Here is a 25,438-nt window from a genome sequence, read left to right on the forward strand (position 1 = left end):
TCCGAAGACCTGAGCCGAGGCGGCGACCGACCAGACTAGACAGACTGCGTTTCTAAAACAGACATCGCGCGGCCTAGAAGCGATACGTCGCGCCGACCTGGAAGAAGCGGCCAATGTTGGTGTAAAGCGACTGGTCGTAGCCGGTGATATCCGGCGTGGCCTGCCACTCCACGTCGAACGGCGGCTTGCGATCGAAGATGTTGTTGATGCCGCCGTAGATGGTCCAGTGCTTGAAGCCGCGATACGTGGCCATCAGGTTGAACTGGCTATACGAAGCGACAGACAAGGTGCCGCCGTCGCCGAACTCGTCCGCCACCGCGTTGGTGTACGGGCCGGTGTATTGCCAGGTGAGCGTCGTCGTGAACTTGCGGTAGTCCCAACTCAGGCTCGTATTGCCCTTCCAGCGCGGATTGCTCGCACCGAACGGTTGCAGCAGCGCGAGATTGTTGCCGGCGAAATCCTGAGTGGGCGCGCCCGGACTATTGAGCTTGAAGTGCCATACATAGGCCCAGTCGCCCGCGAGCGTGAAGGTGCCGTACTTCGTGCCGACCGACTTGCGGAAGTTCATGTCGAAGCCGTCGGTGTCGAGCGAGCCAAGATTGACGAACTGTTCCTTGATGTACGCTACCGTGCCGTCCGCATTGCGAATCACCGTCGACGGATCGTTCGCGTTGATCACCGCGTTCGGGTCGTTGGTGCCGATCACTCCGTCGATATGGATCTTGTAGAACGCCGCGCCGATATCCGTCGACGAGTCCGGCGATAGCTGGAAGCCGATGTTGTAGTTCTTGGTCCGCTCGGGTCCGAGGTTCGGATTGCCGTTCACCTGTTCGGTCGTGAAGTGCTTGGTCGGCACGCCGCTCGGGTCGTTCGGGTCCACCAGATTCTGGTGCGCGAGATAGGTCGCCTGCGAATTTTCGACGAGCGTCGGCGCACGGAAACCACGGCTGTACGACGCGAATGTCGTGAGCGCCTGCACCGGCTGAAAGCGCAGCGCGAAGCTCGGCGAAAACGCGCCGCCAAAGTCGCTGTAGTGGTCGTAACGGCCGGCCTGCGTGAACGTCAGGTTGCGGATGATCGGGATGTCAATCTGGTAGTAGACCGCGGCCACGTTGCGCTCGCCGTCGACCGTCTGCACGTTGGCCGGCGCGGTGATGCCGAGCGCGCTGTACGTGCGCGAATTGATCAGCGAGCTCTCATGACGGAACTCCGTGCCGAAGCCGACACCCACAGGCCCGCCCGGCAAGTTGAACAGATTGCCCGTGGAGGTTTTGGCCGTCACGCTATCGAGTTTGGAGATGGCCTGCTCGTAGTCGTTCTGGAACACGCCGTTCAATCCGTTAGGCGTGGCCGACGGATTCGAGAAATCATAAACGCCGTTCTGCAAGATGTTCTCGACACCCGCCACGTTCAGGGCATTCCTGTACGTCGTGTCGACCGTGCTTTGCGAATGGCCGTAGTCCGCGGACCAGTCCCAGTCGCCGAACTTCTGTGTGGTGAACGAGCCCTTCACGCCGGTCGTCGCGCGCCAGAATGTGGACACCGTATCGGCTGAAACCGTATTCGGGAACGTGTAATTGATTTGCGCCGGCGCGCCGAACGGGTTGTACGGATTGCTTCCCGGGACGGTTCGCGACAGCGGCAACGCGGAGCCGGTCGCCGAATTGAACGCGTTGGTCGTGCTTGCAAGCACGGCCGGGCCTTCGTTCTGCACCGTTTCATTGCGGCTCACCCACAAGTCCGCGTAGGCCTGCACGTCGTCGTTAATTTTGAACGTGCCGTGCACCTTCGCATTCAGACGCGTGGTGGACGGCACCAGCGATGTCGCGCTGGCGGGGTTGCTCTTGCACGTCGCGCCGCCGTTTGCCGAGACGCTGCCGGGCGGGCATGGGCTGAGCGCGGTCTGGGTGCCGTCGGGTGCTGTCCAGTAAGACTGCTGATTGGGGCCGAGCGGGCCTGCCAGGCCGCCGGGGAACTGGCTGAAGTCCTGATTGGCCGTCATCGACCGGTCCGCCAGCGACGATCCGCTGTCGCGGTAGTAGCTTGCCGCGGCGGTCACGTTGAAGCGATCCGCGTTCAGATCGCCGAAGCCGCCGAGCACGCCGAAGTTGCCCTGGGCATCGCCAGGATGCTGCGCCTTGCCGAGCTGGCCGTCTATCTGCAGGCCCTGGAAGTTCTTCTTCGTGATGATGTTGACCACGCCCGCAATCGCGTCGGAGCCGTACACAGACACGGCGCCGGTCTTCACGATATCGATGTGATCCACCATGTTGAGCGGAATCGAATTGACGTCGAAGAACGTGTCCGTGAAGTTGACCGCCTTGCCGTAATTCGCGACGCGCTGGCCGTCGACCAGGACCAGTGTGTACTTCTCACTCAAGCCGCGCAGCGCGATGCCGCCGCCACCTTGCGCCGAGCTGTTCATGGTCGTTTGGCCCCAGCTGCTGCCCGAATTCGCCGACGTGCCGCGCAGGAAATCGGCCACCGTCGTATAACCGCTTTGCTCGATTTCCTTGGGCGTGATGGTCTGCACTTCCGTGTTGCCGACCTTGTCCGACGTGCGAATCAGCGAACCGGTGACTTCCACGCGCTGCATCTTCGTGACGTTACCCGTGTCCGTCGCGGCCGGCGCGGCTTCCGACGTCGTCGCGGCTGCGGTACTACCGGTCGGGGCCGGTTGGCTTTGTGCAAACGCGGGTGCGGCAATCGCCGCTGACAGCGCAAGTTCTGCCCAAAGCATTTTTCTGATGGCCAACGCCAATGCCCTTTGTTTCATTTTCCCCTTCTCACTTGTCAGTAAGACCACACCTGTTGTGCAAAGAAAAGTCTTATGGACTTCTCCGCCTTTTTTACAACGCCCACGCACCACGCTTTACCGGATATGCCCCGCATGTGTGCAAATACGTCCAAAACGGATAAATCTAATCAGGTGCACTTTTGTTAAATCAGAGATCAGCCATCTATTCAATGGCTTTAAATATGGATGCCTAACTAAATAACAAAATGAAAGGTATTTTCTTTCTGGAACATTTCAGGTTCGATAAAAATTCGAAGCGTTGGGCATTCGACTTTTTCGCATCGCCTGTATCACTTGCGCAGCCGGTAACTAGTACGGATGCCTAAGTTTGCCTCTCCCCGCCTCCGGTCAGCAGGACTCGCCCCCCGGTTCGCGCGCCGCGGCTTGCCGGTGGGTTCGTCAGCCTATCGAAAGGTTTGCGGACACCTGGCTACTATCTTCGTTGCGCAGCCAGGAACGCCTGCATGCGCATGGCGGCCCTTGCCTTCGGTGGGATGAAACATAGCAAGCCAGAAACGCAGAGTCAAAATTTGTTTGATATATACAAATCTTGTTTGATGCCTTTTTGGCCAGGCTTCGTCTGGTGTATGGACGCCGCACAGTGTCTCGTCCGACGTGTCCCATACGACGCGAACCCGGCCACGACTTTCGAGCGCGAGCGAAAGCGGCGTCCGAATACCGGAACGCTGACTTTTGCTCAGGCGGGAAAAGCGTGGAGATAGAAACTCACGGATCTCACGGCCGCGCGCTGCGTGTTACCAAAGCGCTCAATGGACAGGGACAATAACAAATCAAAATCGGTCGTCAAACTTTTTTTGATGCCGTTGTTTCAAACTTGCACCGCACCTGTCATTAGATGTATCGTTCTAAGGCTTTCGAGTTTTCTCGTGCTTTTCACTGCCTGTGAAGGGTGAGCTATCGCAACGAGACTGAGCGCAATGCGAGTGGCAGATAGACGGTGCGCTTGCTTGTGGCGATGCAATGGTGGGGCGCTAGTCGTTGGTGCCGGCTCAGGTTCGAGCACCCGTTTAGAGCAACGCCCGCGTGGCTTGAGACCATCCCTTCGCAAATCATTCGTAGTCCGATGGGCTTTAAATCCATAAGCCAATCCTTCGGTACCGGCAAGACGCCTAGACGCCCGGCGGAAATACACTTCACGTGGCTCGAAATCGAGCAACCATGACCACACCTGATCAGACCCTGGCTGCGCGTTAGCTGGCTAAGATGCGCATCCTTGCATGGTAAAAACTTTGTAATCCACTATTCTTTATATGGGCGGACCGACAGCTCTCAGGGCTGTTCCAGCTGAGGAGTTAATAAATTGATCACTAACTTATTGCGCCGCTCATCGTGGGCGAGCTTGCTATTAGTTCTGCTATTGAGCAGCGCTCCTCACGCCTATCCTGCCTCCGGGCAAAAAGAACCGCCGGTGCGTGCCGCGCGAGCTCAGCCTGAAACCGCCTCGCAAGCCGAGGCTCGCGCGATTCTCATGAAAATGGCGCAGTTCCTTGGCGGGACGCAGAACTTTCGTGTCGGTGTGCGCAGCGGCTACGACGCGGAGCAGCCGTCTGGGCAAAAAATCGAATTCGGCGAATACCGCACCGTTACGTTGAGCCGGCCGGATCGCATGCGAGTAGAAACCGAGCGCAGCGATGGCGCAAAAACACTAGTTGTCCTGACTGGAAAAGAGATCGTTCTGGTCGATCTCGCCAGCAAAGTCTATGCGACTGCGCCGCAACCAGGTGCGCTGGACCAGAGCATCGTGTATTTCGTCAAGGATCTCGGCATGCGCCTGCCGCTCGCTGCGCTGCTGTTGAACCGGTTGCCAGAAGAATTGCAAACCAGGGTAGGTTCGGTGGACTATGTCGAGAAGACGAGTATCTACGGAACTGCGTCCCATCATCTGGCCGCGCGTACCGACACGGTGGATTTTCAGGTGTGGGTAGCCGATGGCGACAAGCCCCTGCTGCAGCGGATCGTACTGACTTACAAGAAGGCTGTAGGCCAGCCCCAGTTCTGGGCGGATTTTATCGACTGGAATCTCGCGCCCCAACTTAACGATGCGACCTTCTCGGCACAGGTCCCCGAGGGCCTGCAGAAAGTCGCGTTCGCAGCGCGACTTCCGCGTGCGTCGCACACGGCTCGCCAGTCGTCGGCGAAGAAGGGAGCCAAATAATGAAAACAGGACCGTGGGACCGTGCCATTGCGGCGTTGTTCGCCGCAGTGCTCACGTTGGCGCTGATCAACCAGGTCGATGCACGAGGCGAGCGAGGTGGTGGCGCCCGTGGCGGCGGCGGCGAAGGTGGCTTTTCGCGTGGCGGGGCAGCGTCGGCTGGGGGCCTCTCTTCCGGCGGCTCGACCGCTGTGCAAGGCGGTTCACGATCTCCCGGCGGACAGCAGGCAACGGCCCAACAACGGCAGACCTCTCGCCAGGCTACAGCGACCTCGACATCAAGTGCGAATCAGAGCGCGCGTCAGAGTTCAGCGAGTTCGATGCAGGCAACCTCCAGCCAGAACCAGGCGAACCGCCAGCAGAGCGCGAGCCAGAACCAGTCCCAGCGCCAGGCTGCGTCGAGCCAGAACCAGGGTGCACGTCAATCCACCGCTAAGGAGATGCAGAACACGCGGGCTAACACCGTGAGCAACGTGCAGAACAACTACCATGGCGATTGCAACAACTGCTCCAACTCGGATTGGGACGGCGGCTCTGCGGCAGTCGGATTTGTGGCCGGGGCAATGGTGGTTGGTGCGACCGCTGCCGCAACCGCACCGCCGCCCGCAACCGCTGCGGTCGTCGCAGCGCCTGCGCCTGTCGCGCCGCCGTGCAACGTCGCACCAATCGCCGTTAACGAGGTGCCGTACTATAAGTGCGGCGCGACGTGGTTCGCGACGGGGTATGGCAGCGGCGGCGTGGTGTACACACAAGTTCCGACACCGCCTGGATATTGATCGCGGTCGCCTCTCGCACGGCTGGCGGTGGAGCATAGCTTGGGTCCTGCTGACTCTCGAATGTCAGCACGAAAGCCACCGTTTAGACGTCCGGCAATGCATCGATCTCTGCGCGAAGCGCAGCGACAACACCCGTCCAATCGCCTCTCGTGGTTTGCCGGAATAACCGCGCGTTTGCGTACCACGGACTATCGTTCCTATCGAGTTGCCATCTCCAGTCCGGCATGAACGGCAGAGCGATCCAGACGGGTTTTCCAAGCGCCCCGGCCAGGTGCGCCACGGCTGTGTCGGCGCTGACTACCAGGTCGAGCCGGGCGATCAGCGCAGCGGTTTCGGCAAAGCTGGTTAGCCGTCCTGACACATCGCGTAGCGCCCCGCTTTGCTCAAGTTGTGCGAGGCACGCGCGATCGCTATCGCGCACATCCGGTTGCAACGCGAAGAATTCCGCGTCGGTTTCGAATACCGGCTTTAGTTGCTCAAGCGGAATCGATCGATTGTGATCGTTCAGATGCGTACGGCTTCCCGACCACACAATCCCAATCCGCGGCCGTCGCCTGGCGACCGGCAACAACTCGTCCCATTGACGGACAAGCTCTTCGTCGGCCTGCAGATAGGGACCGGATAGCGCGGGACCGGGTGTCCCCACCTTGAGCGCAAACGGCAGACTCATGGTTGGAATGTGATAGTCAAAATGCTTTACCTGGTCGGTCTCACCGATAACTTCCGCCGCGCCAGGATAATGTCGGAGGAGCGGTAACAACGCGTCCTGGACACGCAGCACGACATGCGCGCCGGCCGCACTTAGCTGATCCACGAAGCGTACGAATTGCAGCGTGTCGCCGAACCCTTGCTCATGATGAACGAGCACTGTCTTGCCGCCTATCGGTTGCGCGCCAGTCCATAGCGAATGCTGCGGAAATCCGTGGTCGCCCGTGCCATCGCGCCAGCGCCATTCATACTCGCGCCAGCCGTGTTCGAATTCGCCCAGCAGTAAATTGGTCTGTGCTCGATTCGTGCGTGCGCCGGCGTCGTTCGGATCGATCGAAAGCGCCTTCCTGAATTGAAGCAACGCCTCATCAAAGCGCCGGAGATCTCGCAATGCGACCCCGAGGTTAACGTATGCGCGCACGAACCGCGGCTTGAGCGCGATGGCCTGCCGGTAGGCATCGAGCTCGTCGTCATAGCGCCCCATCGTGCCTAGCAGCGTTCCCCGGTTGTAGTGTGCTTCGGCTAGTTGCGGATGGACCTTGCAAAGATGCACGAACACCTCGAGTGCCCGCTGCGATTCGCCAAGCTCTATCAGCGACACCGCCACACCATGCAACGCGGCGGCATCGTTGCGACACTGCGCCAGGCAGCGTTCGAGCAGCGCTATAGCAGCATCGCGGCGCTGCGCCAGCCGACAAACCTGCGCGGCGAACTTCAGTTGATGCCACGAGAGTGACGCACGCTCCGATGCCTGGATCAGATAGTCCGCGGCGCGTGCATGATCGCCCTGCTGGGCGGCGATATAGCCAAGGCCTGCGAGCGCCTCGCCGTGGTCGGGAGCGGTCTTCAGAATGCCGTGAAGCAGGCTTGCCGCATCGTCGAGCCGGCCGGCCTGCAAGTTCGCCTGCGCGGCGGCGAGAATGTGTTCAGTATCGTGACTCATTACGCTGGGCACCAGGCAAGTGCGATCTGTCCAAAGATCGTAGAGGCCCATTGTACGGAATCGCGTCTAGCGGGTCTTACGAGCGATGCTTCCGGTTGGTTACCGCCACATTCAGCGGAGATTCATCCGGTCCGCCACCGCTTCTAGATGTCGAGCTTGCTGACCTTCGTGCCTTCAAAGCTGAGATTGGCCATCAAGCCGGAGTTCGTGACCACGAAACCGACGATCGGCGAACTGGTCGTTGCAGTGTCGAGCGAACCGTTGGCGCCAGTCTTGGCCACCGCGACGGAGCCATCCACGCCGGCTGTCCAGCCCTTGTCGGTGGTGCGGAATTTGTCGAGCGCATCCTGCGTCATGAACATGAGTATCACCGCCTTGGACTGGGCGCCGATCTGCAAGCCAAATGAGGCGGTACTGGTCTTGTAATACCCGACGGACGTGCCTCGCTCGCGAAGCGCGCCTTCGCCGTATTCGCCACCGACCACCACGCCTGCCGCGAACACGGACGGAAAGACAAGAATCCCCTTGGCGTTGCCGGCCTGCGCCTGAGCACCCGGCGTCGAACTGTATAGCTTCTTGAGGGCGCCATCGACGCCGTCGTCGATTTCATTGCGCTTATTGGCCGCTTCCGTCGGATTCGAGGTCGTGCCACACGCGGCGAGCGAGCTGGCTAGTGCGATTGCGCTAACCGAAAAAAAAGTGCGACGGTTCATGAGCGTTCCCTTATTGAAGTGCGCCAGATTTGCGCCTGGAAACAGATGAGATTGCGATTCGTATCCGCCACGCGACGGAGTAACGCGGCAACACCGCACATGAACGATAGGCCTCGCGCACGCGGGCAGGTATAGGACCTTGGTCCGATGCGTCGCGACCTCGTTAGCCTCGCTTCGCGTAGTCAATAGCACACGCTGCTACTGGATCTTCACCTCGTTCTCTAAAGTCCGATTGTTCTCGAATGCCGAGACGCTTTCAAGCGTGGTTTCGCAAATGGTCGTCAACGCCTCGTGCGTGAGATAGGCCTGATGCCCCGTCACAATTACGTTGGGGAACGACACGAGTCGCTGAAAGACATCGTCGGTGATGATTTCGCTCGATAGATCGCGAAAGAAGAGATTGCTCTCCTGTTCGTACACGTCTATTCCAAGGCCGCCGAGCTGCCCGGTCTTCAACGCGTCGATGGCAGCCTCGGTGTCGAGCAGGCCCCCGCGGCTGGTATTGATGAGTATCGCGCCTCGCTTCGCGCGTGCGAGCGTCTGCGGGTTGATCACGTGGTGTGTCGCCGGTGTAAGCGGACAATGCAGCGAAATAACGTCGGCCTGCTCCCCTATCTCGCCGGGCTTCGCATAGCTCAGGCCGAGCGCCTGAAATTCCGCCGACGGTTGCGGATCGAAACCGATCACCCTGCAGCCGAAGCCGAGCATGATCTTTGCGAACACGCAGCCGATCTTGCCGGTGCCGACCACCGCAACCGTCTTGCCGCAAAGGTCGAAGCCAGTCAGCCCGTCAAGCGAGAAATTCGAGTCACGCGTGCGATTGTAGGCACGATGCACCTTTCGGTTGATTGCGAGCAGAAGCGCTACGGCATGTTCCGCCACGGAGTTCGGCGAATACGTCACCACGCGCACCACTTTCATGCCGAGCCCGGCGGCGGCGGCGAGATCGACGTTGTTAAAGCCCGTGCAGCGCAGAGCCAGCAGACGCGTCCCTCCCCTGTGCAGCGCGCCGAGTACTTCCGCGTCCGCCTTGTCGTTGACGAAGATGCAGACGGCGCCGTAGCCGGCGGCGAGGCCGGCGGTATCCGTATCCAGCAACACGTCGAAGTAATGCAGCTTGTGCGCACCGTTGCGATTCGCTCCGTCGAGATACCGGCGTTCATAGCGCGTCGAACTAAATACCGCTACTTCCATGATCGACTCCTTCAGTGTCCGGGTTGAACGTCCGTCCTCGTGCGGCGCAGCTTTGTCTAGGCGGCCGCAATCGCTATGGCAAGCTGCACGAAAAGCACCTTGAGGATGGTCATCGACGGGAAAATCATTGCGTACATGATGTCGGGCTGATCCGTCGGCGCAACGCGGTTCGCGAAGGCGAGAATCGCGGGGTTGCCGGTTGCACCGCAAATCACGCCCACCGATGTATCGAAAGACAGCTTGAAAACCCACAGGCAGCATATCGCCGTGACGCCGACGAGCACGAGCAAAGTTATCGCGCCATAAAGCAGCAGCAGCGGCCCCGCGGTCCCGACGGTCGTGACGAACTTGGGTCCGCAAGCGATGCCCACTTGCGCGAGGAAGATGGTGAGTCCGAGGTTGCGAAGGACAAGGTTCGCGGAAAGCGGCATCGTCCATACGAAAGGTCCGTTGCGGCGCGCCTTGCCAAGGCACAGCGCGACCAGCAGCAACGCCGCCAGACCCAGACTGAACGCACCGAGACCCGGAAAGCGCAGCGGGATCGCGCCGACCAGCAGTCCCGCAGCCGCGCCTATGCCCAAGGAAATGAAACTGAGATCGGCCGTGCTCTTGATCGAATCGCCGAAGAATGCGCGCACGGCCACCTGATGCGCGCGGTTCACGAGCAGGCCGACCCGATCACCCGCTTCGAGAACAAGCTCCGGCGTGGACAGCAGATCCGTATCGCCGCGCCGCACATGCGCAACCGCGCAGTTCACACCGTCCGGGAAACGCAGACTGCCAAGCGGCATGCCGACCACCGACGGATTCGAAGCGAACACGCGCATGTAGTCCAGGTCTTCCCGGTGACTCGCGATGCGTCCCGGCTGCAACTCCCCGCACAGCGTCGTCGCCTCCTCGAGCAGGCGCGCGTCGGTGGCCGTGACAAGAAGGACGTCGTCGGCGCGCAGAATGAGATCGTCGGTGGGGAGCCGGTTGCGATGCGCGCGCCGCACGGCCGCGATGGCTACGCCAGCAGGCAGTCGTGTCAGAAGTTCCGGCAACCGCAGACCAAAGAGACGCTCATTGCGCAGCGCGATTTCCGCAGTCTCGAGCAACTTCGCGGGCGGCTTGCGTATCCTGGCTTTGAGCGCCACGTTGAGCGCATAGATAAATAGAATCGGCCCGGCCACGCCGAACGGATAGGCAACGCTATAGGCCACGGCGGCATCGCTGCTGTTCATCGATGCGATCGCAACCTGAAGGCTCGCCGTGCTCGTGCCGCTCCCTGCGAACATGCCGAGAGAGTCGGCGAGCGTAATGCCAAAGCGGATGAACGCGCACGCTGCGAGGCCTGACGCAATGACGCCGATACATGCGGCGAGATTGGCCTTTAGGCCCTCGCGGCTCGTCAGTCCACGAAAGAACTGTGCGCCGTACTGAATGCCGATGCCATACAGAAACATCAACAGACCCAGCGTGCCCAGCAACGCTGGCGGCGTGGCTTTTGGCGCGAACGCGCCAAGCGCCAGTCCAACGAACAGTACTGCCCCGGAGCCCAGCGCCACGCCTTTCACATTGATTTCGCCGATCAGGTAGCCAACCGCGATCGTCAAAAACAGCGCAAAGAGCGGCTGAGCTTCGACGAAGGTTCTGACTGCGTCCATGACGCCCCCCTCAGGTTGTACAAGGCAATGCAGCAATACATCGATATGGAAGTCGCTTTGCCGCCGACGGTCTTGCACCACTGCACCAATTCATCTCGATTCAAGTACGACCACACTGCGCGATTCGACGCGGCAGATACCGCGCTCGACGCGGGCCGTTTCAATGTTCGAAACGACTTTCGACGGCAGTTCCGCAGCCGTATCGACGAGCCGCCGCCAGCTCGCGTCGTCGAGCGCGGGAAGCTCAACATCGCGCCCGTCTGCGTTCATGTTGAAGATGACGTGCAACATGGGCTCGTCGAGCGCCTGTGCCGCGAGCGTGAACGCGACGAGGCGAGCCTGCGGGTCTCCCCATGCGGGCGCTCCGAGCCGTTCCCCGTGCCACGCCACATCGGGATGCGTTTGGCCATGCTCCGTACCGCCCGTGAAGAACCGGCGACGACGCAGGCTCGGGTGACGCTTGCGCAGCGCAATCATCTCGCGCACGAAACGCAGCATGTCAAGGGAGTCATCGGAGAAGCGCCAGTCGGTCCACGACAGTTCGTTGTCCTGGCAGTAAGCGTTGTTGTTGCCGCGCTGGGTACGCAGGATTTCATCGCCGGCGAGAAGCATGGGTACACCCTGGCTCAGCAGCAGGATCGCAATGAAGTTGCGCCCCTGCCGCAAACGCAGACGGACGATCGACGGATCGTTTGTGTCGCCTTCCTCGCCGCAATTCCACGAGAGGTTATCGTTGCTGCCATCGCGGTTGTCGTCGCCGTTGGCCTCGTTGCGCTTCGCGTCGTAGCTGACGAGATCGCGCAGCGTGAAGCCGTCGTGGCAGGTGACGAAGTTGATGCTGTTCACTGGCAGTCTGCCGTCCGCCTGGTAAAGATCAGCGCTCCCAGCGAGGCACGTGCACATCTGGCCGATCATTCCAGGATCGCCGCGCACGAAGCGCCGGATCACGTCACGGTAACGCCCGTTCCACTCGGCCCACGCCATGCCCGGAAACGCGCCGACGTGATACAGCCCCGCCGCGTCCCAGGCCTCCGCGATCAGCGGCACGCGCGCGAGTACCGGGGAAGCTTCCATTGCCCACGGCAACGGCGGCGTACCTAGCAATGCACCGCCCTCGCCACGCGTGAATACGCTCGCGAGGTCAAAACGAAAACCGTCCACGCCGAATTCCCGAACCCAGTACTCGAGACAACGCAGGATGAACGCCGACACCAGCGGATGATTGCAGTTGACCGTATTGCCGCAGCCGGTGTAGTCGAGATAACGTCCTCCTTGCGCCGGATCGACGTGATAGAAGACTTCGTTGGCGAGCACCTTGAAATTGATCACCGGGCCGCTCGCGCCCGCTTCCGCCGTGTGATTGAACACCACGTCCAGCAGCACCTGGATCCCGGCCGCGTGCATCGCATCAATGAACGCACGGAACTCCTGCGGCGCGCGCCCAGGTTCGACGCTATAGCCAGGATGCGGAGAGTAGAAGCTATGCGTGCTGTAGCCCCAGTAATTGACGAGGCCGATCGCTGCAGCCGGTGCAGGCACGTCCTGCTCATCGAAAGCCATCACCGGCAGCAACTCCACGTGCGTGATGCCCAAATCCTTCAGATAGGGGATTTTCTCGATCAGCCCCGAGAACGTTCCGGGGTGTTGAACGCCGCTCGACGAATCGCGCGTGAATCCGCCTACATGCAGCTCGTAGATGATCGCGTCATCGAGTGTGCGCACGCTCACGTCTTCGCGTTCGCCCAGCGGTTCGGTGACGATGGCTCGCAGCGAAGCATGCTCTCGCTCCCGTACAGCGGCAGCGGGCTGGCGGCGCCATCGCCGATCGCTGACCGCGCGCGCGCCGGGATCGAGCAGCTCAAAACGGCTGCTGGATTCGTCATCCAGTTGCGGAACACCATGACGGCCGTATGCACGCCACGTGTAGCAGCATTGCTCCGGAAGGTCTTCTATCAACACATGCCAGAAATAGAATGTGCGGTTTGTTTCGGGCGTTAGTCCGACGATCTGGAACGGTGCGATGCTATCCGGCGAAGCGTAAAGCAGCAATTCCAGGCGAGTCGCATGCCGGCAGAAAATACAGAAATTCACGCCGCCCGGCACGACCGACGCACCAGGCGGAAATCGTGAGCCGGGCCGCGCTACATAAATACGCTGGCTATCGACGTTAGCGCTGCTCAAGGTCGATCCTCACTGCACGAGCGTTCCATATGCGCTCGCAATACTCACCTATCGCACGATCGGACGAGAACTTGCCCGATCGCGCCGTATTCATAATCGACATTCGCGTCCACCGCCTTGCGTCCTGCCACGCGTCGCTCACACGTTGCTGACACGCGACGTAATCCGCGAAATCGGCCAGCACGAGGAACGGGTCGAATTGCAGCAGACTGTCGACAAGTGGCCTGAATACATTCGGGTCGCCCCGCGAGAAGCGCCCTTGCGCGATCTGCGAAAACACATCGCTCAGTTCGTCGTTAGACTTCACATAGTCGGAAGGACGATAGCCGTCGCGCTTGGCCTCTTCGACCTGTTGCGCGGTCAAGCCGAACAGGAAGAAGTTGTCGGCGCCCGCTTCTTCGCGGATCTCCACATTCGCGCCATCGAGTGTGCCGATGGTCAGCGCGCCGTTCATCATGAACTTCATGTTGCCCGTGCCGGATGCCTCCTTGCCCGCGGTTGAAATCTGCTCCGAGAGGTCCGCGGCGGGATACACCCAATGCCCGTTTTTCACGTTGAAGTCAGGATAGAACACGACTTTCAGCCGACCGTCGATTACCGGATCATCATTGACGACTTCGGCAATGCCCGTAATCAGGCGGATCATCAGCTTGGCCATCGCGTAGCCCGGCGCCGCCTTGCCGCCAAAGATGAAGCAGCGCGGCGCGATGTCGAGCCCCGGATCGCGGCATAGCCTCCGATACAGACTGATTATGTATAACGCGTTCAGGTGTTGGCGTTTGTACTCGTGGATGCGCTTGACCTGGACGTCGAATAGCGCGTTCGGGTCGACGTCGATACCTGTTGCATCAGCGATACGCGCCGCCAGCGCCGCCTTGTTGTCGAAGCGCATTGCACGCCACGCCTCGTGAAAGCCGTCATCGTCGGCATGCGCGGCAAGCGCGTCGAGCTCGGTCAGGTCGGCTCGCCACTTCGCGCCGATAGTCCTGTCGAGAAGACCCGCGAGCCCCGGATTGCTCAACATGAGAAAGCGGCGCGGCGTCACGCCGTTCGTCACGTTGAGAAAGCGTTGTGGATACATCTCCGCAAAATCACGCAGCACCGTCTGGCGCAAAAGATCGGAGTGCAATGCCGCGACCCCGTTGACCGCATGCGCGCCCACCGTGGCGAGATGCGCCATGCGCACCTTCTTGTCGCCGCGTTCGTCGATCAGCGACATGCGCGTCGCGCGCGCGTCGTCGGCGGGAAAAGCACACCGCACGCTATCGAGAAAACGGTGATTGATTTCATAAATGATTTCGAGCTGGCGCGGCAGCAGGCTCTGAAAGAGCGGCAGACTCCACGTTTCAAGCGCCTCGGGCAACAGCGTGTGATTGGTGTATGCAAGAGTGCGCTGGGTGATATCCCACGCCGCATCCCAGGAAAGTCCGTGCACGTCCAGCAGCAGACGCATCAACTCGGCAACGGCGATTGATGGATGTGTATCGTTGAGTTGCGCGGCAAACAGGTCAGGAAAGTGTTCGATCGATGTGTTCTTCAATGCCGCTAGCCGCAACATATCCTGCAGCGAACACGAAACAAAAAAATACTGCTGCGCAAGCCGCAGACGCTTGCCCGCCTCGGGCTCGTCGTTCGGATAGAGAACCTTGGACAAGGTTTCAGAAACCACTTTCTCCTGCACAGCCTCGTAGTATTCGCCGGCGTTGAAATCCTGGAAGTCGAACGACTCGACCGCTTCGCTCTTCCACAGCCGAAGTACATTGCAGGTATCGACACGATAGCCCTGCACCGGCAGGTCGCAGGCAACGCCCTTCACTTGCCGCGCCGGTATCCAGTTCACGCGGAGGCGGCCTTCAGCGTCGGTCTGCTGTTGCGTGTATCCGCCGAAGCCGATGTAGTAACTCACATCCGGCCGTACGATTTCCCAGGGATTGCCGTTCTGCAGCCACTTGTCTGTCACCTCCACCTGCCAGCCGTCGCGGATAACCTGATCGAAGATGCCGAACTCGTAGTGGATGCCATAACCGATCGCCGGTATTTCCAGCGTGGAAAGCGAGTCCATGTAGCACGCGGCAAGGCGTCCGAGGCCGCCGTTGCCAAGTCCGGGTTCTTCCTCGATCGCAAGCAGCGCGTCGACATCCTGCCCCAGCGCATGCATCGCCTCGCGCGCTTCGTCTCCCATGTCGAGATTGAGCAGGTTATTGCCAAGCTGTGGGCCGATCAAAAACTCTGCGGACAGGTAACAGGCGACCTTGACGTTTTGTGCGGCGTAGACTTTCGTCGACTCGGCCCAGCGCGCGAGCATCCGATCGCGCACACTGAAGGCAAGCGCCATGTACCAGTCGTGCGGGCTTGCAATGTCCGGATAGCGTCCTACCCGGCAAATCAGATTCCTGACTACGTCGTTCTGGAACGCGTAGCCGCTCACGTCGTGAGTGGCGCCTTGCGTATTCAAAGCCGCTTCCGCTACGGAAACCTCGTTCATGGTCTCGGCCCTCGCATTTCACGCCGGGGCGGGATCGGCCCCGGCTCCCGTTGGATCGCGCAACGCAGGTTCTATGCTCCGGACGGTCAATACGGCCACACCCATTCCGACAACTCCGGATTATCCGTACCGTGCTCATGCGCGTAATTCATGTTGAGGATGATCGCGTTCCTCATGTCTTCTCTTAGATGTGCGGTTCTGCCCTGCAGGCGCGGCACACGATCGAGCACGTCCAGCACCAGATTGAAGCGGTCGACCTTGTTGAGTATCGCCAGTTCGAGCGGCGTATTGATGTTGCCCTTCTCCGTGTAGCCGCGAACGTGCAGATTCTCGTGATTGCGGAATCGATACGCAAGCTTGTGAATCAGCCACGGGTAGCCGTGAAAATTGAATATCACGGGCTTATCGACGGTAAACAGGCTGTCGAATTCGCGCTCCGTCGAGCCGTGCGGATGCTCTGTCACCGGCTGCATTTTGAACAGATCGACTACATTCACGAAGCGCAGTTTCAACTCGGGCAGACGCTCACGCAAAATGGCCGTTGCTGCGAGCGCTTCCTGCGTGGCAACGTCGCCGCATGAAGCCATCACCGCGTCGGGCTCCATGTCTTCGTCATTGCTCGCGCGCCGCCAAAGACCCATGCCTTTCGCGCAATGCACGACCGCTTCGTCGATAGTCGTGAATTGCAGGTGCTTCTGCTTGTCGGCGACGATGACATTGATGCAGTCGGTCGAGCGCAGGCACTGATCCGCCACGACGAGCAGCGTATTGGCGTCCGGCGGCAAATAAACCCGTGTGACCGAGGGACTCTTGTTAGTCACGAGGTCGATGAAGCCGGGGTCCTGATGCGAGAAGCCGTTGTGATCCTGACGCCATACCGTCGACGAAAGCAGGATATTTTCAGAGGCCACCGAAGCCCGCCACGGCACATGGTTCTTGCATACGTCCAGCCATTTCGCGTGCTGGTTGAACATCGAGTCCACCACGTGCGCGAACGCTTCATACGTGTGGAAGAAGCCGTGGCGGCCGGAAAGCAGATAGCCTTCGAGCCACCCCATCAGCGTGTGCTCCGAGAGCATCTCCATCACGCGGCCATCGCGCGACAGTTCGCCGCCGTCGTCGTCTTCGGGCAGCATGTCTGCCATCCACGCTTTCTTGCTGACTTCGTAAATCGACTGAAGCCGGTTCGACGCAGTCTCGTCGGGGCCGAAGACGCGGAAGGTGTCCATGTTGCAACGCATGGTGTCACGCAGAAACTGGCCGAGCGGCTGCGTGTTTTCGCGCAGCACATTGCCGGCGCGTGAAACTTCGACCGCGTAGTCGCGAAAGTCGGGCAGCTTCAGATCGCGGCGCAACAATCCGCCGTTTGCATGCGGGTTCGCGCTCATGCGGCGCGGGCCTTGCGGCGCAAGCTCGCGCAGTTCCGTAAGCAACCTTCCGGAGTCATCGAACAATTCGCCGGGCCTGTAGCCGCGCATCCAGCTTTCGAGCAGGTCGAGGTTCGCGGGGTTTCCCCTTACATCCGAGAACGGCACCTGGTGCGAACGCCATGACCCCTCGACCTTATGGCCGTTAATTTCCTTCGGCCCCGTCCAGCCCTTGGGCGTGCGCAACACGATCATCGGCCAGCGTGGACGCTCGGCATTGCCATCCGCGCGCGCTCTTTCGTGAATCGAGCGGATGTCGGCGATCACAGTATCGAGCGTGCCGGCCATTGTCTGATGCATCTGCGACGGGTCGGACCCTTCGACGAAATACGGCATATAGCCGTAGCCTTCGAGTAACGCCGCGAGTTCTCCGTGGCTGATGCGCGAGAGGATCGTCGGATTGGCGATCTTGTAGCCGTTCAGGTTCAGAATTGGCAGTACGGTGCCGTCGCGCGCGGGATTGATGAACTTGTTCGAATGCCACGCGGTCGCAAGCGGACCTGTCTCGGCCTCACCATCGCCGACCACGCAGGCCACGATCAGATCGGGGTTGTCGAGCGCAGCGCCATAAGCGTGCGACAGGCTGTAACCGAGTTCACCGCCCTCATGAATAGAGCCGGGCGTTTCGGGCGTCACATGCGAGCCGATATGTCCCGGAAACGAGAACTGCTTGAAGAACTTCTGCATACCTTCGGCGTCCTCGCTTTTGTCCGGGTAGACCTCCGAATAGGTGCCTTCGAGATAGGCTGGGCCGAGTACGCCAGGCGCGCCGTGCCCAGGCCCGGCCATGAAAATCATGTCCAGGTCGTCGCGCTTGATCACGCGATTCAGATGCGCCCAGACGAACGAAAGCGCGGGACTTGCGCCCCAGTGCCCAAGCAGACGGTGCTTTACATGATCGACTTTGAGGGGTTCGCGCAAAAGCGGGTTGTCCTTGAGGTAAATCATGCCGACCGAGAGGTAATTGCACGCGCGCCACCAGGCGTCGATCCGCCTTAGTTCGTCGTTGGAGAGCGCGGTTGGGTACGAGGAGTCCGATGCTCGATCGCTGCTCATGCTGGTGTCTCCTGTGCGTGCAGCCTCGGCCCCAACAAACAGGCGAGCGGCTCTACACAATAGAGATAAACGCCGGACAGGCGACAGGCAATAGGACCTTAGGCCGATGTTGGCGGGCAGCCAACCTGCTCCATTACGCCGTCGGCCGCCTGCCCGCCGCCGGGCCGGCAGCAACCAGCGGTTCGCGTGTAGGACCATGGTCCAATTGCCACAGTCGGGCGCTGCCTTCAGCATTCAAACCGTTGGCAAGTCGCGCCTCGTTGGTCCCGCTTTTCAATGTCGAGGTCCATCTCATGGACGGAGCAAAGCAGTTTTCACGCAGTCGGGACATCAATGCAAAGGTTGCCCGCATTTTGACGAAACGCAGCGCGGTCGCACACGAGCATCTGACAGAACGCGTGCGCACCGCGTCAGGTGTCGATCGCGACACTGCAGCCGCGCCGACCACGCGTGCGCCAACGCCTTGGGACACATGGTCTTACGGGCTCGACATCATTCAGCGGTCGGTCATGTTTCTCGATACGCTGCGTGAGCGCGGGACTGCGTATCGCGAGCGGGCCCGGCAGGATCCGAAACCCGTGTTGCACCTTCGACTACGAGTCTGTTCTCGACGGTCGCCAGTTCGAAAGACCCGTCAACTACGCGCTGCTAAAAATCAAGCCTCCCGAAGGCGTGATCGTGGACCCGCGCAAACGCCCTTACCTCATCATCGATCCGCGCGCCGGCCATGGCCCGGGCATTGGAGGCTTCAAGGACGACTCACAAGCCGGTGTCGCGCTGCGCGGGGGACATCCGGTGTACTTTCTCATCTTCTTTCCCGATCCAGAACCGGGCCAGACATTGCTCGACGTGTGCGCCGCCGAGCAGCAGTTCGTGAAGCGGTTGCGCACGCTACACCCCGACAGCCCGAAACCCGCGCTCGTCGGTAATTGCCAGGGCGGGTGGGCCGCGATGATGATCGCGGCGTCAGACCCGGACGACACCGGCCCGATCGTCATCAATGGCGCGCCGATGTCCTACTGGAGCGGTGCGTGGAGCGAAGGCCAGGGCGATAACCCGATGCGCTACGCCGGCGGCATACTCGGAGGCTCGTGGCTTGCGTCATTTGCCGCGGATCTCGGAGCCGGAAAATTCGACGGCGCTCATCTGGTGCAGAACTTCGAGAGCCTTAATCCGGCGAATACGCTGTGGGACAAGTACTATCACCTCTTTCATAACGTCGATACCGAACCGCCCCGCTTTCTCGACTTCGAACGCTGGTGGGGCGATTACTATCTGATGAACCGCGAGGAAATCGAGTGGATCACGCACAACCTGTTCATCGGAAACAAGCTCTGGTCTGGCGATGTGAGAGGATCAAGCGGCAAGGCATTCGATCTGCGCGAGATACGCTCGCCGATCATTCTGTTTGCGTCGCTTGGCGATAACATCACGCCGCCGCAACAGGCATTTAACTGGGTGGCGGATCTGTACGGCAGCACCGAGGAGATCAAGGCCCGCGGCCAGGTGATCGTCGGACTCATGCATCAGGACATCGGCCATCTCGGCATCTTTGTATCGGGCAAAGTGGCAAAGAAGGAACACACGCAGATCGTCTCAGTGCTGGAAGCCATCGAATCTTTTGCGCCCGGCCTCTACGGAATGTCGATCACCGAACGAAAAGACGCAAACGGCGAAACCGAATACGAGGTCGAGTTTCGAGAACATCGGCTCGAAGAAATCGCGGCGCATTTCAACCGCTTCGAGCGCGAGGACGAAAAGCCGTTCGAAGCCGTCGCACAACTTTCCGAGTTCAACCAGCGTGCGTACGAACTGTTCGCCCAGCCGATCGTGCAGGCCATGTCGAACGAAACGACCGCGCGGCTGTTTCGCGAATTTCATCCGTTGCGTTTGCAGCGCTGGGCGTTCTCGGATCTTAATCCCTGGCTCGCGTGGCTGCCGTCCGCGGCGAGCGCGGTGAAGAATCATCGCCAGCCCGCGGAAGCAGACAACCCGTGGCGCGCGATCGAGCAAAGCGGCTCGCAAATGATCAGCGCATCGCTCGATTACTATCGGGAGATGCGCGATGCAGGTACGGAGGCAACATTCTTCACGATCTACGGCAACCTGTTCTCGCTCTATCTCGCTGACGCTAAACCTGCGGCAGAAAGCGGGGCCAAAAGCGGGACCGGGCCCGACAGTGATCCTCGCGATTTGCCGTTCGTCAAGGAAGCGCTCGCGTCGATCCGCGAAGGGGGCTACACGGAAGCAATCGCTCGCGCGGGCGCCCTGCTCTCGCGCAAAGGCGAGCCATTGCCGCTTTCGCGGCTCGTCACGCGCAAGGAACTGGCTCAGGCGTACGCGAGCTATCTTCCGGATCTGCCTGCCGATCAGTGGCGGCGAATTCGCGGTGAGCAGGAAATCATCGTCAGCTTCGAGCAGGATGAGGCGATTGCCACGTTGCCGGTACTTGTCGCCGACAGGAAAGATCGGGCGCGTTTCATCACGCTGCTAGACGAATTGTTGAAAGACGAACGCGTACAAAGCACCGGTCCGACTGAAGCGCAGCGGGCCATGTTCGATCGCATTCGCCAGGCACTCACGGCGAAGCCCACGCCGGGCCGCTCCGTTGCTGCGCTCGCGCGGCCATAGTCCGCCAGCCTGATGCACACGGTCCTGTTTTGCATGGAGCCTCAATGGAAGCGAAGCACAGCAAGTACCAACGACTCATCGAGCACTGCAAAAGCTTGCCGCCGATGAAAACGGCGGTCGCGCATCCGTGCGATGCGAGCTCGCTCGAGGGCGCTGTCGAAGCGGCGCGGCTGGGGCTCATCGCGCCGATACTCGTGGGGCCGGTCGAGCGTATCGAAGCCGCAGCCGCGCTGGCCGGCGTTGCGATCGCCGGCTTTGCGCTCGTCGATGCCCCGCACAGCCACGCCGCGGCAGCCGCCGCAGTGCAACTCGTGCGCGAAGGCAAGGCAGAAGCCCTGATGAAAGGCAGCCTGCATACGGACGAACTGATGGGCGCGGTGGTGAGCCGCGAGTCGGGGCTGCGTACCGAACGGCGTATCAGCCACTGCTTTGTCATGGACGTCCCGCTGCTCGAGCAGGCGCTGATCGTCACCGACGCCGCGATCAATATCGCGCCCACACTCGACGTGAAGATGGACATCTTGCAGAACGCGATCGACCTGGGTCACGCGTTGCAATTCGAGCAAGTACGCGTGGCGATTCTGTCAGCGATGGAAACCGTGAATCCGAAACTGCCTTCCACGATCGAAGCCGCCGCGCTCTGCAAAATGGTCGATCGACGTCAGGTGACGGGAGCGTTGGTAGACGGTCCGCTTGCACTGGACAACGCGATCAGTGTCGAAGCGGCCCGGATCAAGCAGATCGATTCGCAGGTGGCGGGCCGCGCCAACGTGCTGATGGTGCCCGACCTGGAAGCCGGCAACATGCTCGCGAAGAGCCTGTCGTTTCTCGCTGGTGCGGATGCGGCGGGTATCGTGCTGGGCGCCCGTGTGCCGATCGTGCTAACCAGCCGCGCCGACAGCTTGCTGACGCGCCTCGCCTCATGCGCAGTGGCGGCCCTCGTGGCAGACGCCAGGCGCACGAGCGACAAGGTGTTGAGGTAACGCCATGCCGGATGTCATTCTGGTACTGAACGCCGGTTCGTCCAGCATCAAGTTCCGCGCCTTCGGCGTAGACGGTGCGACGATGCATCTCGTGCTGCGCGGTCAGGTCGACGGCCTTGGCACGGCGCCACGCTTTATCGCCGTAGACAGCGACGGCAACACGACAACCCGCGACTGGGACGCCGATCCAACGCTCGGACACGAGGGCGCAATCGAGCATATCGGCGGCTTCCTGCGAAGCTACGGCGGAGGATATCGTCTGATCGCCGTCGGCCATCGTGTCGTACACGGCGGTCAGATGTACTCGGGCCCGGTGACGGTGACGCCCGCCGTTCTCGACGAACTGGACAAGCTGGTGCCGCTCGCACCGCTGCATCAGCCGCACAACCTGAGTCCGATACGCATCATCGCGCGAACTCGGCCCGATATCCCGCAGGTAGCCTGCTTCGATACGGCGTTTCATCGCTTGACACCCGAGGTCGCGCAGGCTTACGCGCTACCCTCGGCGATCACGGAAAGAGGCGTGCGCCGTTATGGCTTTCACGGCCTCTCCTATGAGTACATTGCGAGCGTGCTGCCTCGGATCGCACCGGCCGCGGCAGCAGGCCGATGCGTCGTAGCCCATCTCGGCAACGGCGCCAGCATGTGCGCGATGGTGGGCGGCAAGAGCGTCGCGAGCACGATGGGCTTCACCGCCGTCGATGGCCTCCCGATGGGCACACGCTGCGGCAATCTGGACCCAGGCGTAATTCTCTATCTGATCGATGCACTGAAGATGGACAAGCAGGACATCGAAGATCTGATCTACCGGCAGTCGGGACTGCTTGGCGTGTCCGGTATTTCGAGTGACATGCGCGCACTGCTCGCGAGCGATGCGCCACGCGCCCGTTTCGCAGTCGATATCTACACGTACAGGATCGCCCGTGAACTCGGCTCGCTAGCGGCCGCGATGCACGGCATCGACGCGCTCGTTCTCACAGCCGGCGTGGGGGAAAACGCCAGCGCGATTCGCGAGCGCATTGTGCGCGACGCCGCATGGCTCGGACTGGAACTCGACCCTGCGGCAAACGAGTCGGGCGGCCCCTGCATCAGCGCAGCGTCGAGCAAGGTATCTGTCTGGGTCATCCCGACCAATGAAGAACTCATGATAGGGCAACACACACTCGCGGCGATCCATGCCGCCGCCTCATAGAGCGAACGTACGCCCGACCGGACCCGAAGGATACCTCCATGACATCCGCCCCGCCGCAGCCGATCCTGAGTGGCGCGAAAGCGCTGGTCACAGGCATTGCCAACGAATATTCGATCGCGTACGGATGTGCGAAAGCGTTTCGCGAGCTGGGCGCGGACCTCGCGATTACCTATGCCAACGAGAAAACAAGGCCCTATGTAGAGCCGCTTGCAACGGCCCTCGGTGCATCGATCTTCGAGCCGCTCGAGGCTTCGAGCGCGGCCGAGCTTGCGGCCGTGTTCGAACGAATCGACAGGGAATGGGGCAACCTCGATATTCTCGTCCATTCGATCGCGTGGGCGCCCAAAAATGATCTGCAAGGACAGTTGATCGACAGTTCGAGCGAAGGCTTCGCGAGTGCAATGGACATTTCGTGCCACTCGTTCGTGCGCATGGCCCGCCTTGCCGCGCCTTTGATGAAAAACGGCGGCACCATGCTCACCATGAGCTATCACGGCGCAAACAAGGTAGTGCCTTCGTACAACATGATGGGACCCGTCAAGGCCGCACTGGAAGCCTGCGCCCGTTACCTTGCATATGAACTCGGCCCGAAGGGAATCCGCGTTCACGCCATTTCACCGGGGCCGCTCAAGACGAGAGCCGCGTCGGGCCTGAAAGACTTCGATCTGCTACTTACGGAAGCTGCGCAACGCGCGCCGCTGGGCGAGCTGGTCGACATCATGGATGTTGGGTTTACCTGCGCCTTTCTGGCGACGCCCTACGCCCGGCGCCTGTCCGGAGAGACGCTGTATATCGACGGCGGCGTCAATATCATGGGCTGACCGCCGTATCGATTCCACTAAGGGAGCACTTTATGGCTGATCTCTGGATGGGAAACGTTGAAGACAATACTTCGGATGACGAAATCAATGATTTCCTTATCAAATACGGCTTTCCGCCATTCGATCGGATCCACCGCTATCACGGAACGGGAGCGCGGCCCGCGATCGTGCTCAGCTTCAGCGGCACGTCGCCGGATGCGTTGCGCAATCTGCAGGCCCGAGTCCACAACATGTTCTGGAAGAGCCGGCCCATTGTCGTTCAGGTCATGCCGGAGCGCGCCGACAGGTCGTAGAAGGTAAGCGGAACGGTATGTGACTGGTCCTGGACCCCTTGCTTGCCGACCCAGGTTACCGACGGCGACGGGATCAGTTGCGTCGGGAACGGCGACTCGTAGTCCTTGCACTTTGCCCGAGGTATCAGCGAGCCGCACGCCGCGTCGCGCGGTCGAGCCGCCGCCGGCCTCTTTCTCAGTAGCCGTCACCTCCGGCACGTCTGCGCCTCATCTCGGCCCACTCGATTAACGCCTGCATCGACGGCCCGAGCGCATATCCCATATCGCAAAGTTCGTACTCTACCTTCGGCGGCACTTGTGGATACACCGTTCGCCGCACGATGCCGTCTTTCTCAAGCTGCTTGAGCGGCTGAATCAGCATTTTCTGGTTGATGCCGTCAATCAGCTTCTCCAGATCGGAGAATCGCAGCGGGCCTTTTGCGGCAAACAACTGGCAAATGATGACGATCTTCCACTTGCCCTCCAGAACCCGGAGGGCCTCTGTCGTCGCCTCGGCCCATTTAAGCCGCTTCTTGGGATCTTCGCAGTTCCATTCACGCTCTTCAGACACAAACACCTCGGTACGCTACTTACTTTTTAGTCGGTACTTACCATTACAACATAAGCCAGCTAAAGTGGGCGCCACGTGCAATATCGAGGATACAGCTATGAAAATCGGGATCGTCGGAACAGGAAACATTGGCGCGTCTCTCGCCCGCAAGTTGAGCGCGGCAGGCCATGAAGTCCGCGTCGCGAACTCTCGCGGCGTGGATGGTGTTCGACAGTTCGCCGACGAGATCGGCGCGCAAGCCGTGGATGTTCGCGGCGCGGTCGATGGCGCGGAAGTCATCATCCTGTCGATTCCGCTGCCCGCCATACAGGCGCTTCCTGCGGATCTGTTTGGTTCCGTAGCGGCTGACGCGATCGTCGTCGACACCGGCAACTACTACCCGGACATGCGCGACCCGCACATTCCGGAAATCGACGAAGGAATGCCCGAAAGCGTGTGGGTATCCAGACAGATCGGGCGCCCTGTCATCAAGGCATTCAACAACGTGCTGGCCTACACGCTCGCCGAGTTGGGCCAGCCGGAGGGGACGCCTGGCCGCCTCGCCGTCGCCGTGGCGGGGGATGACCTGCGCTCCAGGGAAATCGTGATGGAGCTGGTGAATCAGACGGGCTTCGATCCGGTCGATGCGGGTTCGCTCGCAGAATCCTGGCGCCAGCAGCCATCAACTCCTGCGTATTGCTGCGACTACGATGCGGATGCCATGCGCAAGGCGCTGGCTGCGGCCGCTCCTGGAATTGCGCCCAGGATACGCGACCGGCTGCCGGAGGTTTTCGCCAGCCTCGGCCCGAATCCCACCCACGCCGATATTGTCGCGGCAAACCGTGCAACCAACATCGTTGCAGGCAAACCAGCGTCGTGAGCGGGCTAGT

At 60.7% G+C, this 25,438-nt stretch carries 16 protein-coding genes and 1 pseudogene; 8 read left to right on the forward strand and 9 right to left on the reverse strand.

Annotated features, from left to right (window positions below):
• Positions 1–73: 73 nt before the first annotated feature.
• Entirely contained in the window at positions 74–2,776 is a 2,703-nt protein-coding gene (locus AB6809_RS30780; protein WP_371027934.1) for a TonB-dependent receptor plug domain-containing protein, read from the reverse strand.
• Positions 2,777–4,118: 1,342 nt separating this feature from the next.
• Between AB6809_RS30780 and AB6809_RS30785 the strand changes: the two genes are divergently transcribed.
• Positions 4,119–4,973: a DUF2092 domain-containing protein gene (locus tag AB6809_RS30785; protein WP_371027935.1), complete on the forward strand. Its 855-nt coding sequence runs from the start codon at positions 4,119–4,121 to the stop codon at positions 4,971–4,973.
• Between the two features lie 317 nt (positions 4,974–5,290).
• Complete coding sequence (locus tag AB6809_RS30790) at positions 5,291–5,746, forward strand: hypothetical protein (RefSeq protein WP_371027936.1); 456 nt, start codon at positions 5,291–5,293, stop codon at positions 5,744–5,746.
• Positions 5,747–5,828: 82 nt separating this feature from the next.
• Here the strand turns inward: AB6809_RS30790 and AB6809_RS30795 are convergent, their stop codons facing one another.
• The 7 genes from AB6809_RS30795 to AB6809_RS30825 all read right to left on the reverse strand — a co-directional run bounded on the left by AB6809_RS30795 (position 5,829) and on the right by AB6809_RS30825 (position 18,099).
• On the reverse strand, positions 5,829–7,448 hold the full coding sequence (locus AB6809_RS30795) for a tetratricopeptide repeat protein (protein WP_310032048.1): 1,620 nt from the start codon (positions 7,446–7,448) through the stop codon (positions 5,829–5,831).
• A 92-nt stretch (positions 7,449–7,540) separates the two neighbouring features.
• Positions 7,541–8,110: a YSC84-related protein gene (locus tag AB6809_RS30800; RefSeq protein WP_006051611.1), complete on the reverse strand. Its 570-nt coding sequence runs from the start codon at positions 8,108–8,110 to the stop codon at positions 7,541–7,543.
• A 198-nt stretch (positions 8,111–8,308) separates the two neighbouring features.
• Positions 8,309–9,304, reverse strand: coding sequence for a 2-hydroxyacid dehydrogenase (locus AB6809_RS30805; RefSeq protein ID WP_006051612.1), 996 nt, complete (start codon positions 9,302–9,304; stop codon positions 8,309–8,311).
• A gap of 56 nt (positions 9,305–9,360) precedes the next feature.
• Positions 9,361–10,950 carry a TrkA C-terminal domain-containing protein gene (locus AB6809_RS30810; protein ID WP_310032051.1) on the reverse strand — a complete coding sequence of 530 codons (1,590 nt, stop codon included), beginning with the start codon at positions 10,948–10,950 and terminating at the stop codon, positions 9,361–9,363.
• A gap of 90 nt (positions 10,951–11,040) precedes the next feature.
• Entirely contained in the window at positions 11,041–13,131 is a 2,091-nt protein-coding gene (locus tag AB6809_RS30815; RefSeq protein ID WP_310032053.1) for an isoamylase, read from the reverse strand.
• Positions 13,118–15,616 carry a glycogen/starch/alpha-glucan phosphorylase gene (locus AB6809_RS30820; RefSeq protein ID WP_371027937.1) on the reverse strand — a complete coding sequence of 833 codons (2,499 nt, stop codon included), beginning with the start codon at positions 15,614–15,616 and terminating at the stop codon, positions 13,118–13,120. Before AB6809_RS30820 ends, AB6809_RS30815 begins: the two co-directional genes overlap by 14 nt.
• Positions 15,617–15,702: 86 nt before the next feature.
• Positions 15,703–18,099, reverse strand: coding sequence for a phosphoketolase (locus AB6809_RS30825; protein ID WP_029968795.1), 2,397 nt, complete (start codon positions 18,097–18,099; stop codon positions 15,703–15,705).
• 293 nt (positions 18,100–18,392) lie between these two features.
• Between AB6809_RS30825 and AB6809_RS30830 the strand changes: the two are divergent.
• From AB6809_RS30830 to AB6809_RS30850, 5 genes and pseudogenes are all read left to right on the forward strand, one after another.
• Positions 18,393–20,730: pseudogene (locus AB6809_RS30830) on the forward strand (DUF3141 domain-containing protein).
• Positions 20,731–20,774: 44 nt separating this feature from the next.
• Complete coding sequence (locus AB6809_RS30835; RefSeq protein WP_006051618.1) at positions 20,775–21,713, forward strand: phosphate acetyltransferase; 939 nt, start codon at positions 20,775–20,777, stop codon at positions 21,711–21,713.
• A gap of 4 nt (positions 21,714–21,717) precedes the next feature.
• Entirely contained in the window at positions 21,718–22,905 is a 1,188-nt protein-coding gene (locus tag AB6809_RS30840; RefSeq protein ID WP_029968791.1) for an acetate/propionate family kinase, read from the forward strand.
• Between the two features lie 38 nt (positions 22,906–22,943).
• A complete protein-coding gene (gene fabI, locus AB6809_RS30845) occupies positions 22,944–23,726 on the forward strand; it encodes an enoyl-ACP reductase FabI (RefSeq protein ID WP_371027938.1) in 783 nt (260 codons plus the stop codon).
• Positions 23,727–23,758: 32 nt separating this feature from the next.
• Complete coding sequence (locus AB6809_RS30850) at positions 23,759–24,019, forward strand: hypothetical protein (protein ID WP_006051621.1); 261 nt, start codon at positions 23,759–23,761, stop codon at positions 24,017–24,019.
• A gap of 175 nt (positions 24,020–24,194) precedes the next feature.
• Here the strand turns inward: AB6809_RS30850 and AB6809_RS30855 are convergent, their stop codons facing one another.
• Positions 24,195–24,569: a winged helix-turn-helix transcriptional regulator gene (locus AB6809_RS30855; RefSeq protein WP_371027939.1), complete on the reverse strand. Its 375-nt coding sequence runs from the start codon at positions 24,567–24,569 to the stop codon at positions 24,195–24,197.
• 97 nt (positions 24,570–24,666) lie between these two features.
• On the opposite strand from AB6809_RS30855, the gene AB6809_RS30860 reads away from it, so the two are divergent.
• Positions 24,667–25,428 carry an NADPH-dependent F420 reductase gene (locus AB6809_RS30860; RefSeq protein ID WP_371027940.1) on the forward strand — a complete coding sequence of 254 codons (762 nt, stop codon included), beginning with the start codon at positions 24,667–24,669 and terminating at the stop codon, positions 25,426–25,428.
• The last annotated feature ends 10 nt before the right edge of the window (positions 25,429–25,438 follow it).

Origin of the sequence: Paraburkholderia sp. RCC_158, assembly GCF_041355255.1 — a bacterium.
Lineage (GTDB): Bacteria > Pseudomonadota > Gammaproteobacteria > Burkholderiales > Burkholderiaceae > Paraburkholderia > Paraburkholderia graminis.